This window comes from Pseudomonas sp. EA_65y_Pfl2_P74, from assembly GCF_963970575.1.
Taxonomy (GTDB): domain Bacteria; phylum Pseudomonadota; class Gammaproteobacteria; order Pseudomonadales; family Pseudomonadaceae; genus Aquipseudomonas; species Aquipseudomonas baetica_A.
Map to the genome: position 1 here is coordinate 16458 of NZ_CAXAOQ010000024.1, position 13778 is coordinate 30235.

General features: G+C 58.8%; 11 protein-coding genes. 6 read left to right on the forward strand and 5 right to left on the reverse strand.

Annotated elements, in window-relative coordinates; all coding sequences use genetic code 11:
• The first annotated feature begins 47 nt into the window (after window positions 1-47).
• The 3 genes from AACY18_RS19150 to nhaB all read left to right on the forward strand — a co-directional run bounded on the left by AACY18_RS19150 (window position 48) and on the right by nhaB (window position 3450).
• On the forward strand, window positions 48-314 hold the full coding sequence (locus AACY18_RS19150) for a hypothetical protein (protein ID WP_221731656.1): 267 nt from the start codon (window positions 48-50) through the stop codon (window positions 312-314).
• Window positions 315-596: 282 nt separating this feature from the next.
• Entirely contained in the window at window positions 597-1886 is a 1290-nt protein-coding gene (locus tag AACY18_RS19155) for a hypothetical protein (RefSeq protein WP_339465719.1), read from the forward strand.
• A 61-nt stretch (window positions 1887-1947) separates the two neighbouring features.
• Window positions 1948-3450 (forward strand): sodium/proton antiporter NhaB, encoded by a 1503-nt coding sequence (nhaB, locus tag AACY18_RS19160; protein WP_339465720.1) that lies wholly within the window; start codon window positions 1948-1950, stop codon window positions 3448-3450.
• Between the two features lie 115 nt (window positions 3451-3565).
• Here the strand turns inward: nhaB and AACY18_RS19165 are convergent, their stop codons facing one another.
• Genes AACY18_RS19165 through gnd form a run of 3 tightly spaced genes read right to left on the reverse strand, consistent with a single transcriptional unit; the run spans window position 3566 to window position 6884 of the window.
• Complete coding sequence (locus AACY18_RS19165; RefSeq protein ID WP_339465721.1) at window positions 3566-4387, reverse strand: HAD family hydrolase; 822 nt, start codon at window positions 4385-4387, stop codon at window positions 3566-3568.
• Window positions 4384-5907 (reverse strand): glucose-6-phosphate dehydrogenase, encoded by a 1524-nt coding sequence (zwf, locus tag AACY18_RS19170; protein WP_339465722.1) that lies wholly within the window; start codon window positions 5905-5907, stop codon window positions 4384-4386. Before zwf ends, AACY18_RS19165 begins: the two co-directional genes overlap by 4 nt.
• Entirely contained in the window at window positions 5904-6884 is a 981-nt protein-coding gene (gnd, locus tag AACY18_RS19175) for a phosphogluconate dehydrogenase (NAD(+)-dependent, decarboxylating) (RefSeq protein ID WP_339465725.1), read from the reverse strand. The genes zwf and gnd overlap by 4 nt, the downstream gene beginning before the upstream one ends.
• Before the next feature lie 273 nt (window positions 6885-7157).
• Between gnd and AACY18_RS19180 the strand changes: the two genes are divergently transcribed.
• From AACY18_RS19180 to AACY18_RS19190, 3 genes are all read left to right on the forward strand, one after another.
• On the forward strand, window positions 7158-7340 hold the full coding sequence (locus AACY18_RS19180; protein ID WP_221731650.1) for a DUF6026 family protein: 183 nt from the start codon (window positions 7158-7160) through the stop codon (window positions 7338-7340).
• 202 nt (window positions 7341-7542) lie between these two features.
• Window positions 7543-9291: a phosphoethanolamine transferase CptA gene (locus AACY18_RS19185; RefSeq protein ID WP_339465728.1), complete on the forward strand. Its 1749-nt coding sequence runs from the start codon at window positions 7543-7545 to the stop codon at window positions 9289-9291.
• Window positions 9292-9435: 144 nt separating this feature from the next.
• On the forward strand, window positions 9436-11679 hold the full coding sequence (locus tag AACY18_RS19190; protein ID WP_339465730.1) for a TonB-dependent siderophore receptor: 2244 nt from the start codon (window positions 9436-9438) through the stop codon (window positions 11677-11679).
• 136 nt (window positions 11680-11815) lie between these two features.
• On the opposite strand, the gene AACY18_RS19195 is transcribed toward AACY18_RS19190, so the two are convergent.
• Together AACY18_RS19195 and zapE are read right to left on the reverse strand one after the other, a co-directional pair.
• The gene (locus AACY18_RS19195; RefSeq protein ID WP_339465732.1) at window positions 11816-12307 is read right to left on the reverse strand and encodes a GNAT family N-acetyltransferase; all 492 of its coding nucleotides are present in this window, start codon (window positions 12305-12307) and stop codon (window positions 11816-11818) included.
• A 263-nt stretch (window positions 12308-12570) separates the two neighbouring features.
• Window positions 12571-13689 carry a cell division protein ZapE gene (gene zapE, locus AACY18_RS19200; protein ID WP_339465734.1) on the reverse strand — a complete coding sequence of 373 codons (1119 nt, stop codon included), beginning with the start codon at window positions 13687-13689 and terminating at the stop codon, window positions 12571-12573.
• Window positions 13690-13778: the final 89 nt, after the last annotated feature.

A 13778-nucleotide genomic window follows, 5' to 3' on the forward strand; every position in this document is an offset into this window, starting at 1 on the left:
CAACCGACGGCCTATCACTTGACTGGGCACTAAAGAGAGAAAACCCCATGACCGCCCCGCTCCGTATCAACGAAGCTCTTTTGATTGCCAACCACGCGTTTCAACCTTTCCAGTGCGTGGCCTGGGCCCCACAAGACGGCAATGGCGAATTGAGCCTGACTGTTATCGACCGCACCAATTCACGTATCGGCCGTAAACAGATTCCGAGCACCGCCTACTCCGACCCGGCACAGCTGGAACAGTTGCTGCAGCAGGCTCGCGCCGAACTGAGCGAAGAAGGTTACGCGTTACAATCGTGGTCGATGCCACATTGATAGCCGGGTAAGGCGGATGACTTTGAGGTCATCCGCTCTCCTGTTCTTAGTTGCTGTTTCTATTTTACTCCCCATACTTCTGTACAACTTTCAGCCACGCGCGGCAACGTAACTGCTTGGCAGGCTTGCCATTGGTTCAAAAAGACACTGTTCTGGCACAGTGTGACCCTCTACCTGTTAGTTCTTACAGTTGTACTTCCCTCTGTTCAGGGATTGAATGTTCCGCTCATGCAGTTACCCGACCGGCACCCGGTTCTGGTCAACTCGCAAGGAGATGCGTGCATGTCAACGTTGAATACTTATCTGCTCCCGACGCCATTTAATAATGCCGGTCAACTCGACAGGACATTTGCCGCCAACGGAGTCGCCCAGGTTTATTTTCCCGACAGTGTGTCCAGCCTGACTCAAGAGGTTGCCCTGGATGCGCAAGGGCGGATTCTTGTGGCAGCCAAAGTCGGCCTTGCACAAGGCAGCCGTTTCGGCCTTGCTCGGTTGCTCGCCGATGGTTCCACCGATCTATCATTCGGTGATCAAGGCTGCGTGATCGGCACCTTTGCACCTGGTTTCGAGGCCATGGGCGGCAAAGTGCAGGCGTTGCCCGATGGACGCATCCTGCTGGCCGGCCTGCACTATGAAAACACCCATCGCACACTGCCCGCCGTCGCTCTGTTCGACGCTCAAGGCAGACCGGATCAAACGTTTGGGGATAATGGCCGCAAAGTTGTATGCCTGCCGGGCGATTTGTCCATGGGCTCCCGTGACCCCTGGCTGCCTCCGGGCGTACCGGGTGCTGAGGCCTGCGATTTAGCGGTACAGGCCGACGGGCATATTCTGCTGATCGCCAACCACCATTTCGAACTTGCTGACCATGCCGGCATGCTGATTCGACTCAAACCCGACGCCAGCCTGGATGAAACCCTCAACGGTCGCGGCTTCGTGATGATCCGCCATCTGTTGCTCAATACCTGGCTCAGTAGTCTGCTGCTGCAGGAAGACGGGCGGATCGTGGTGGGCGGTTCAATCGATTTCCCTCAGCAAGGCCTGTTGGCGCGCTATCTGCCCGATGGTCGTCTTGACGAGCGTTTTGCAGTAGACGGCTTCATGACCATCAAGGCTGATGGGCGAAGCGCTCAGATCAGTCGGGTCCTTGAGTCCGAAGACGCCCTGCACTGTTTCGGCAGCAGTTTCGACCCGCTCCGCTGCCTGGCTTTCAGCCTTCACCCCAATGGTCGCCCCGACCTGCATCGCAATAACGGCCAGCCGCAACTGCTGGACATCGGTCCCAGCGGCTGCCAATGGAGCGCCGCCCAGCGCATGGCAGATGGCCGAATCATCGCCGCAGGTGCAACCATTGGCGGGATCGAAGCAGATTTCATCGTGGCCCGCTACCACGCCGATGGCCGCCTGGACCCAAGCTTCGGCCATGGCAATGGCTGGCTGCGCACCCGTCTGGGACACAGTCTCGACACGGCAAACTCACTGGCTGTGCAAGCGGATGGCGCTATCCTCGTCGGTGGTTATTCGCTGAATGGCCGTTACCGGGCCGTGATCGCGCGGTATCTGAACGCCTAAGAGCTTGATCTTCGTTCTCACATCCGGCAACTTGCGCGCTTCTCAAGACAAGGAGCAACCGATGTCCGGTTCAATGGCCCAGGCGTTCGCGCATAACTTTCTAGGGCATTCACCACGCTGGTATAAAGCGACCATCGTTGGATTCCTGATCCTTAATGCTGTCGTGCTGTTCACTGCCGGCCCCGTCGCGGCTGGCTGGCTGCTGGTGATCGAGTTTATCTTCACCCTGGCCATGGCCCTCAAGTGCTATCCGTTGATGCCCGGCGGTCTGTTGCTGATTGAAGCTCTGCTGCTGAAGATGACCACGCCGCAGGCACTTTATGATGAGCTGGTGCACAACTTTCCGGTGATCCTGCTGCTGATGTTCATGGTGGCCGGCATTTACTTCATGAAGGATCTGCTGCTGTTTCTGTTTTCGCGGCTGTTATTGGGCGTACGTTCAAAAGCGCTGCTGTCCCTGATGTTCTGCTTCCTGTCGGCGTTTCTTTCAGCGTTTCTCGATGCATTGACCGTCACAGCAGTGATCATAAGCGCGGGTGTCGGTTTCTACGCGGTCTACCACCGCGTTGCCTCGGGGAACGATCCACGGCAGGACAGTGAAATCAGTGATGACCAACACCTGCCCGCCCTGCAACATGACGATCTGGAACAGTTCCGCGAGTTCCTGCGCAGTCTGTTGATGCACGGCGCGGTGGGCACGGCGCTGGGTGGCGTCTGCACATTGGTCGGCGAGCCACAGAACCTGCTGATCGGCCATGAAATGGGCTGGCACTTCACCGAGTTCTTCTTGAAAGTCGCCCCGGTATCCGTGCCAGTGCTGGTGGCAGGTCTTGTGACCTGCGTTTTGCTGGAGAAGCTGCGCTGGTTCGGTTACGGCACACTGCTGCCGGAGAACGTGCGCGCCGTCCTCGCCAACTATGCCGCCGAGGACAACGCCAAGCGCACGAATCGTCAACGCGCCGCCCTGCTGGTGCAAGGCGCCGCCGCGCTGATCCTGATTGCCGGGCTGGCTTTCCATGTCGCGGAAGTCGGCCTGATCGGCCTGATGGTGATCGTGTTGATCACCGCGTTTACCGGGATCACCGACGAGCATCGTCTGGGCAGCGCGTTCAAGGACGCCATGCCGTTCACTGCCTTGCTGGTGGTGTTCTTTGCCGTGGTGGCGGTGATTCACGATCAACACTTGTTTGCGCCGCTGATCGAGTGGGTGCTGGCGCTGCCGGCTGACCAGCAACCGGGCATGTTGTTCATTGCCAATGGCGTGCTTTCGGCGATCAGTGACAACGTGTTCGTGGCAACCATTTACATCACCGAAGTGAAACAGGCATTCCTGGCTGGGCACATGACCCGCGAGCACTTTGAGACGCTGGCGATTGCGATCAACACCGGCACCAATTTGCCGAGTGTTGCGACACCGAATGGTCAGGCGGCGTTTCTGTTCCTGCTGACCTCGGCAATTGCACCGCTGGTGCGTCTGTCTTATGGCCGAATGGTGTGGATGGCAGTGCCTTACACCGTTGTGATGGGTTCCCTGGGCTGGTACGCCGTCAGCTACTGGCTGTAAACACATAACTGTTGTGGGAGCGGGCTTGCTCGCGAACGCGGTGTGTCATTCGACGATACGTTGACTGAAACGCCGCGTTCGCGAGCAAGTCCGCTCCCGCTTTTTTATGCGTGAATCAGCGAGGCAGGATGTATTTTTCGATCGCTTGGGCGACGCCATCTTCGGTGTTTGGCGCAGTGACCACATCAGCCTGACGCCGCACCGCCTCCTCCGCCTGCCCCATGGCAATCGACAATCCTGCGCAATGGAACATCGCCGGATCATTCCCACCATCCCCGATCGCGGCTGTCTGTTCCAACGGGATGCCAAGATGCGCGGCGATCGTCGCCAGCGCAGTCCCCTTGTGGGCTTCCAGCGCCGTGACGTCCAGATACACCGGTTGCGAACGCGACACCTGTGCCTGACCTTCAACCCTGGGCAGCAAACGCGCCTCCAGTTCGATCAGCAGTTCGGTGTTATTGCTGGTGGCAACGATCTTGTCGATACGCTCCAGATACGGCTCGAAACTCTCGACCACGACCGGCGGATAGCCCAGGCCATGCTGTTCGCGCGGGACCATCGGGCCGTGCGGACCCTTGAGTAACCAGTCGCCACCACTGAACACCCAGATTTCGACATCGGGCTGATCGGCGAACGTTGCCAGTGCCGTCAGCGCAGCGGTGGCCGGAAGATAATGCGCCACCAGCAGGCTGCCGTCAGGATTGACGATGGTGCCGCCATTGAAGGCCGCCGTCGGCAGATCGACGCCCAACGCCTCGATTTGCTGCAACATGGCTTTGGGTGGGCGCCCGGTGGCGAGACTGAACAGTACGCCTGCTTCGCGCAATGAACGAACGGCCTCGATGGTGCGCTGGCTCAATGTGTGATCGGGCAGCAACAGTGTGCCGTCCATGTCACTGAGCAAAAAACGGATGGGTTGTTGCCGCGCGTCGTTCATCCGAGACCGTGCCAGACGCGACCATCGCGAGTCAGTAGATCTTCGGCGGCGGTCGGGCCGTCTTCACCGGCGGCATACGTCTGCACGCTGGCGTCCTGTTGCCAGGCATCGAGGAACGGCTGCACGGCGCGCCAGCCGTTCTCGATGTTGTCGGCGCGCTGGAACAGCGTCTGGTCGCCGGTCAGGCAGTCGTAGATCAGCGTTTCGTAGCCGGTCGACGGTTGCATCTCGAAGAAGTCCTTGTAAGCAAACCCCAACTCGATGTTGGCCATGTTGAGGGCCGGGCCCGGGCGCTTGGCCAGCAGGTCGAACCACATGCCTTCGTTGGGCTGGATCTGGATGCGCAGGTAGGTCGGTTGCAACTCGTCAACCTCTGTATCGCGAAACTGCGCATACGGCGCTGGCTTGAAGCAGATGACGATCTCAGTGTCGCGCACGCTCATGCGTTTGCCGGTGCGCAGGTAGAACGGCACGCCGACCCAGCGCCAGTTGTCGATCATGACCTTCAGCGCGACGTAGGTTTCAGTGCTGCTGTCGGGTGACACGTTGGCTTCCTGGCGATAACCGGCCAGCGGCTTCCCTGCGACTTCACCGGCGCTGTACTGCCCACGCACCGAGTTTGCCCTAGCCTCTTCAACCGTCCATGGCCGAATGGCACCGACCACTTTGGCCTTCTCGCCACGCACCGCATCGGCGCCGAACGCCGCCGGGGGTTCCATGGCGACCATCGCCAGCAACTGGAACAGGTGATTGGGCACCATGTCCCGCAAGGCGCCGGTGTGTTCATAAAAACTGCCACGGGTTTCGACACCAACCGTTTCGGCGGCGGTGATTTGTACGTGGTCGATGTAATGATTATTCCAGAAGGCCTCAAACAGGCTGTTGGAAAACCGGCTGACCAGAATGTTCTGCACGGTTTCCTTGCCCAGGTAATGATCGATCCGAAAGATCTGTTTCTCGGACATCACCTTGAGCAAGCAGGCGTTCAACGCTTCGGCCGTTTGCAGATCGGAGCCAAACGGCTTCTCGATCACCACCCTTCTGAATGCTTCGGGGGTTTCTTCAAGCAATTTGGCGACACCCAGGCGGCGCACCACTTCACTGAAGAAACGTGGCGCGGTGGCCAGGTAGAACACCGCATTGCCGGTGCCGCTGTCGGCAATTTTTGCCGCCAGCGCGCTATAAGTGCTGTCGTCCAGGAAATCGCCCTGAACGTAGCTGATACCTTTGGCGAGCTTGGCCCACAAGGCCGGATCAAGCATCTGATCGCCCTTGCCGACTTTCGCCGCCACTTCGGTACGGATGAAGTCTTCGAGCTTTTGCGCGAAGGCTTCATCGGTAATGGCGTTGTGGTCAACACCGACGATCCGCAGACCCTCATCAAGCAAACCGTCGCGACTGAGGTTATACAGCGCCGGCATCAGCAAGCGCTTGACCAGGTCGCCGTGAGCACCGAACAAAAACAGCGTGGTCGGTGGTGCGGGTTCTGCCTTGGATTTTCTGCGGATCGTATGGGTCATTTCTTTGGAGTCTCCACATGGCCGCCGAAGCCGAAGCGTTGGGCCGACAGGATCTTGTCGCCAAAGGTGCCCTGACCGCGCGAGCGGTAGCGCGAGAACAGCGAGTTCGACAGCACGGGCACCGGCACCGCTTGTTCCATGGCCGCTTCGATGGTCCATTGACCTTCGCCGCTGTCTGCGACGGAACCGGAGAACCCGTCGAGTTTCGGGTCACCGGCCAAGGCGTCGGCGGTCAAGTCCAGCAGCCAGGACGACACCACACTGCCACGACGCCAGACTTCGGCGATGTCGGCCACGTTGAGGTCGAAACGCTGATCTTGCGGCAGACGCTCGCTCGACTTGGTCTTGAGGATGTCGAAGCCTTCGGCAAAGGCCGCCATCATGCCGTACTCGATACCGTTGTGAATCATCTTCACGAAGTGCCCGGCACCGGCCGGACCGGCGTGAATGTAGCCGTGCTCGGCACGCTGATCGTCGGACTTGCGATCCTTGGTGCGCGCAATATCGCCCATGCCCGGCGCCAGGGCGGCGAACAATGGATCGAGACGCGTCACGGTTTCGGCGTCGCCGCCGATCATCATGCAGTAGCCGCGCTCCAGGCCCCAGACGCCACCGGAGGTGCCCACGTCGATGTAATGCAAGCCTTTCTCGGCCAGGGTCTTCGCCCGGCGAATGTCATCCTTATAGTTGGTGTTGCCGCCGTCGATGATGGTATCGCCGGCCTCAAGCAGGGTGCTCAGGGTTTCGATAGTGTCTTCGGTCGGCGCACCGGCCGGCAGCATGACCCAAACCGCACGCGGCTTGGCCAGGCCGGCGACCAGTGCCGGCAAATCGGCAACGCCCGTAGAGCCCTCGGCGGCCAGGGTGTCGACAAAGGCGGTATTGCGGTCGTAAACAACGGTGGTGTGACCGTTGAGCATCAGGCGCCGCGCAATATTGCCGCCCATGCGGCCCAGTCCAATAATCCCGAGTTGCATGTGCTGATGCTCCTTACTGCAAATAAATGTGTGTCATTGGTTATAGCCCAACGCGACTGATGGAGGTTAGTCCAGAGCGTTGCGATGAAGTTTCCGGGCATTGTGCCCGATCCAGACTGATAACGCCTTGAATCGTGGCGAAGACACACCGACCATGAAAAATAAAAAAGTTCCATTCACCGACAAAAGAAACCAAAATTGGCGCCGATAGTAAGTCAGCACCCCGAATCGGGGACGACTTACAGTTGAGACACGCCATTTGCGAGGTGAGCAATGGGCACAGTACACACAGCAATGCCGCCACAAACCCTGTACGTGACAATCCGTCGCGATGAACTGCGTCAATTGAAAAACGAACGCGACCAATTGAAGCAGGAGTTGGCGCAGTTGCGCCTGCTGACCCAAGGTGCCCAGCCGCAACCTTTGCCGGTCGTTCAGCGTAACCCCCAGGCCTGAATCCCCGCCCCCGCCAGCCCCCCGGGAACGGCAGACGCTGTTCCCGAAACGACCTGCCCCGCACCACGCCAGATCCTCACAAACTTTTCACATTCCCTTGGTAATACTGCGCCCGTTCTGGCCGTACGTACGCGTGCGGCCTTCGTTCGTCGGCTACAGGGATGCTCCGGCGGTGGTTGTCACGAGTGAGCTGGAGCGCCGAATGGCATTGTTCAAACGCAGCAAAACGACTGCGACAGGTTTTGATTGGGCCGGACTTCTCTGGCTGTTCGTGTTTTTCTGGTACTTCTCGGGTATCACCCAACTGCTGATCCAGTTGACCGGCACATCCGGTTTCTCCGGGTTCCGCCAGGCCTTCTTCATGAGCGCGCTGTGGCTGGCGCCAATGCTGATGTTCCCCAAGCGCACAAAAATGCTCGCTGCCATTATTGGCGTAGTGTTGTGGGCCTGCTCGATGGCGAGTCTGGGCTACTTCTTCATCTATCAGCAGGAATTCTCGCAGAGCGTCATCTTCATCATGTTCGAGTCGAACGTGTCCGAAGCCGGCGAGTACATGACCCAGTACTTTGCCTGGTGGATGGTTCCGGCGTTCCTCGCTCACACCGCATTTGCCTATTTCCTTTGGACGCGTTTGCGTCCGGTGCACATGCCCCGTGGCCGCGCGTTCGTGGCCGCAATGGCGATTCTGATCGCCGTAGTGGGTTATCCGCTGGTCAAGCAGACCCTGCGCATGGGCAACGTTGCCCAGGGTTTCGAGAAGTTCGAATCCCGCATCGAGCCTGCCGTGCCATGGCAGATGGCGGTGGCGTATCACCGTTATCTCGACACATTGGCCGACATGCAGGACATGCTGCACAGCGCCAGCAAGATTCCTCCGCTGCACAACCTCAAGGCTGCGAATGCCGATCAGCCTTCCACGCTGGTATTGGTGATCGGTGAATCGACCAACCGTCAGCGCATGAGCCTGTACGGCTACCCACGCAATACCACGCCTGAGCTGGACAAACTCAAGGATCAACTGGCGATCTTCGACAACGTCGTCACCCCTCGCCCATATACCATCGAGGCGTTGCAGCAGGTACTGACTTTCGCTGACGAATTACATCCGGATCTGTACCTGGCCACGCCATCGCTTGTCAGCATGATGAAACAGGCGGGTTACAAGACCTTCTGGATCACCAACCAGCAAACCATGACCAAGCGCAACACCATGCTCACGACTTTCTCCGAACAGGCCGACGAGCAGGTGTACCTGAACAACAACCGCAATCAGAACGCCGCCCAGTACGACGGCGACGTGATCGAGCCATTTAACAAAGCATTGGCCGACGCTGCGCCGCGCAAGCTGATCGTCGTGCATCTGCTCGGCACCCACATGAGCTACCAGTACCGCTATCCGCCGAGCTTCGACAAGTTCCAGGATCGCAACGGGGTGCCGGCCGGTGTGCGTGACGATCAGGTGCCGACCTACAACAGCTACGACAACGCCGTGCTGTACAACGACTTTGTGGTGTCGAGCCTGATCAAGGATTACGCCAAATCCGATCCGAATGGTTTCCTGCTTTACCTGTCGGACCACGGTGAAGACGTGTTCGACTCGGTGGGCCACAAGACCTTGGGACGCAACGAAAACAAGCCGACCGCGCCGATGTACACCATTCCGTTCATGGCTTGGGCCTCGCCGAAATGGCGCGAAAACCATGACTGGAACCTCGCCGGCGACCTTCAGCGCCCTTACAGCAGCTCGCATCTGATCCACACTTGGGCCGACATGGCAGGTTTGAGCTTCGATGAGCTCGACCGTAGCAAGAGCCTGGTCAGTGACAGCTTCAAACCTCGTCCACTGCTGATCGGTAACCCCTACCAGCGCCAGCAGAAGGCATTGATCGACTTCAGCCTGATGAAGCCGAAAACGCCCGAAGGTCCGACACGCGCAGTGGTTAAGCAATAAAACCGAGAAGGGGCCGAGACTGGCCCCTTTTTCATGAACGAAATATCCACAAATAATAATAATTCGCGTTTATCACTAAATAGCAGTTCCTCGCTTCGTCTTTGAACAAACGGATTTTTTCTCAAAGACAAGGAGTCGGCTGCGATGCTTGCGCCCATCACCCGTTCCATAACCCTCACTCTCGGCTTCTGTGCAACCGCTCTGAGCCCCGATCTTTTGGCTGAGCCCGAGCCCGATAAAGCCCCGCCGCCAGCGTCTGCGCTGGAACTGGCATCGACCCACGTCACCGCCCAAGGCCTGGGTCGCACCACCGAAAACACCGACGCCTACACCACCGGAGCCATGAGCACCGCGACACGGCTTAATCTGTCGATCAAGCAAACCCCACAATCGGTGTCCGTGGTCACCCGCCAGCAGATGGATGATTTCAAGCTCAGCACGTTATCCGAAGCCATGAGCCAGACCACAGGCATTGTGGTGCAACACAACGACTCGGACCGTGTCAGCTATTCGTCACGCGGTTACTCGATCAACAATTTCCAGATCGACGGGATGCTAAACACCTTTGATCGCATGAAGACCGACGCCGACACCATCATCTACGACCGCATTGAAGTTGTGCGCGGCGCCACAGGCCTGACCACCGGCGCGGGCGATCCCTCGGCGACCATCAACATGGTGCGCAAGCGCCCGACGGCGCAATGGCAGACGCTCGCGGGGGGCAGTGGCGGCAGTTACGACGATTACTACAGCTACGTGGATGTCGGCGGCCCGCTGGCCTTCGAGGGTCGCTTGCGTGGGCGCACCGTGCTGGCTTATCGCGACAGCCAATCGTTTCGCGACAAGTACGCGCTGCAACGCGAAGTCGGCTACGGGATTATTGAGGCGGATCTGAGCGAATCCACCGTGCTGGCGGTGGGTTATGACTATCAGGACAAACAGGTGCAGGGCTCGTCCTGGGGCACCGTGCCCTACTGGAACGCAGACGGTAGCAAGGCCAGGCTCGGTCGATCGACGAATATGGCGACATCCTGGAGTTCGTGGCCGCTCAAGGACAAGACCGCATTCGCCACCCTTGATCAGGAACTGGCGGGAGGATGGCACCTGAAAGCCGCTTACACTCACCGCCAAAGCGACGTAGACGGCAAGGTCTACTACGGTGGTGAAGGTTTTCCCGAGGCTGACCGCAGCGGCATGGTCGCCTATAGCTCGCACATGATCGGCACGCAGAAAATGAACGTCTATGACTTCAACGTTTCAGGCCCTTATTCGCTACTCGGTCGCGAGCACGAAATGATGTTCGGTTACGGCGAGGCCCAGCACCGCTCCTACTCCCCCAAAACCGTCAATGGTCCGCGCGTTGCGGATTACGGCAGCCTAAGCGACTGGAAATACATGGGCGATATCGCCAGGTTCCCCGATACCGTCACCGGACTGACCGGTTCCAAGGGCAGCACCCGTCAGAAGGCTGGCTACATTGCTACCCGCTTGAGCCTGACAGACGAACTGCAGGCCGTGCTCGGTAGTCGTTATGGCAGTTGGGAAGGCAAAAATGCCGATCACTACTATGACGGGAACCTGCAACTGACCAGCGTTGACACAACCCGCCAACACCAAAACGACATCTGGACGCCCTACGCCGGCCTGCTCTATGACCTGACGCCGCAATACACCGCCTACATCAGCTACACCGATATTTTCAAACCACAGAGCAACCGTGACAGCAGCCGCAATTATCTGGAACCGGTCGTTGGCAGCAACTACGAAGTGGGACTCAAAGGCAGTTTGCTCCAAGAACGCCTCAACATGGCAACGGCGCTGTTCTGGAGCAAGCAGGACAACGTTGCCGAAGTCGACAATTCGGTGCCGCCAGACCCCGTCACCCGCGAGCAGTTCTACAAATCCGGCGGCAAGGGCAACAAGGTCAATGGCTTCGAAGCCGAAGTCTCCGGCGAAATCCTCAACGGCTGGAATGTGACCGCCGGTTATACCTACACCCACTCGGCCAACGGCGAAAAAAAGCGCACCCATGAAAACCAGCCACTGCACCTGCTGCGGCTGTCCACGGCATATCGTTTGCCGGGCGAATGGCAAGCGTTGACCGTAGGCGGAGCAGTGAATTGGCAAAGCCGTATTTTCGGCGATTCGAATCGCCCGGTCAGGCGCAATGCTGCGGGTGACTTCGTCACCGAAAATGCCCGAATTCACCAGGGCGCTTACACCGTGGTCAAGCTGATGTCGCGCTATGCAATCGACAAAAACCTCTCGGCCTCGCTGAACGTCGACAACCTGTTCGACAAGAAGTACTACGAGAATGTGGGCTTCTACAACGGTGTGTTCTGGGGCGATCCGCGCACGGTGACGTTGAGTCTGGACTGGAGGCTCTGACGCTGATTGGCGGGACGAGGGGCTTGCTCCCTCACCCAAAATCCACTGTGAACAGACTGCCGCCCAAGATCTGATAGTCCCGTTATGGCTTGGAGATGGACAGTTGGGCGCCCTCTCGAGGCGCCTTTTTTTACGACTACAGTTCCTTGATCCAATACAGCATGCGCCCATGAGCCGGGTCGAACATGCCAGGGGCGAAGCCGAATTTGCTGTAGGCGTTCTGTGCCACGGCGTTGCCTTCCAGCACTTCGAGGGTGATCTTGCAGCAGCCGCGCTGCCGGGCAATTTCCTCGACTTTGTGCAGCATCTTCTGGCTCAACCCCAAGCCGCGAAATGTGCTGATCACTGCCACATCGTGGACGTTGATCAAGGGTTTGCAGGCGAACGTGGAAAACCCTTCAAAACAGGTCACCAGCCCTGCCGGCTCGCCACCGACAAACGCCAACACGCTGAATGCGTGCGGGCGGCGCGCCAGTTCTTCGGGTAGCCGTCGCAATAATTCAGGATCGAGCGAATGGCCGCCACCCATCGGGTCTTCGGCATAGTGGTTGAGCACCACGCCGATGGCCTCGGCATGCAGTGGATTGGTGTAGCTGGCTTGAAGCACAAGAATTTCTGCGGAATCCATTTCCATCCCCGAACACACAAAAGCCCCGGCGCGCAAAGTGCGTACTGAAAGGCTGCTGCGACATTAGCGCGGGGGCCTGCGCGGCGACAACCGGCACGTCAAAAATTATTGTTCAGAGCCCCAGGATCAACTCTTGTGTCCAACCGGCTTCGGCGAAATCCTGCGCACGCAACCCAGCATCGCCCACGCAAAGGAATTCGTTCGAATGATGGATGGCGGCGGGGTCATGGTCATGGTCATGGTCATGGTGGCGCCCTTTTCATTCAAGCGTCGGCAAAACGCTGCAACTGCATCTCCTGCAAGCGACTGAGCGTGCGGCGGAACGGGAACTGCAGATAGCCCTCGGTATACAGCGCCTCCATCGGCACCTGCGCCTCGACGTACAGCGGCACCTTGCGGTCGTAGCACTCGTCAACCAGGGCGATGAAGCGCCGTACGCCATCGTCGTGAACCGACAGCTGCGGCAATTGCCGATCGCCCGCCACTACCCGCTCGGCGCCATCTTCGGTGCCACGAGCGATACGGCCCTCGCGTTTCTGCGCGCTGAGGTTCGGCACGTCGCTCACCACAATAGCCCGGTAACGGTCGCACAGCGTGATGAAATCCATGGCGGCGAAGGGTTGCTCGCACAGATCAGCGTAACGACACCACAACACCGTTTCAGTGCTTTGCACCACGTTCAACAGCCGATGGCCGACCGTCACGGGATCAGTACGAGAGGATTGCCCCTCCGTCAGCGCTTCAAAGACTTGTTTCAAGGCGCTGGCCTCGCCTTGTATAGCGACAAAATAACGCTGCTGGATCGCGCCCGGATGCAAGCGATGATCCTCGGCGCCGTTCACCGCCACCACTTGCATATGCGTTTTGATCGCGGCGATTGCCGGGACAAAACGGTCGCGATTGAAGCCGTCGGCGTACAAATCATCCGGCGGCAGGTTGGAGGTACAGACAATCACCACGCCTTCGTCGAACATCACCTGAAACAGCCGACCGAGAATGATCGCGTCGCCGATGTCGTTGACGAACAACTCATCGAAACACAGCACCCGCACCTCGGCGGCTAACTCTTTAGCCAGCGCCCGCAGCGGATCGGCGATCCCGGTCAATTGAAACGAGCGCTGGTGCACCCAGCCCATGAAGTGATGGAAGTGTTGACGCCGCGCCGGCACTCGCAGGCTCTGATAAAACTGATCCATCAGCCAGGTCTTGCCGCGCCCGACCGGCCCCCACAGATAGACGCCAGTGACCGAACGCGCATCGGCATGCAGGGCTTCATGGCATTTTTGCAGCGCAAAGACGGCATGTTCCTGAGCTTCATCCTGGATGAAGCCCTTGTGTTCGATGGCATGCTGCCAGGCGCTTAGAGGGGAGTCGAAAGTCATGCGCGGGAGTATGCCACGATGGCCTTCTGCATCCTGTGGCTTTTTCTGTGGGCGCGGGCTTGCTCGCGCCCACAGGGGCCATTGATGTT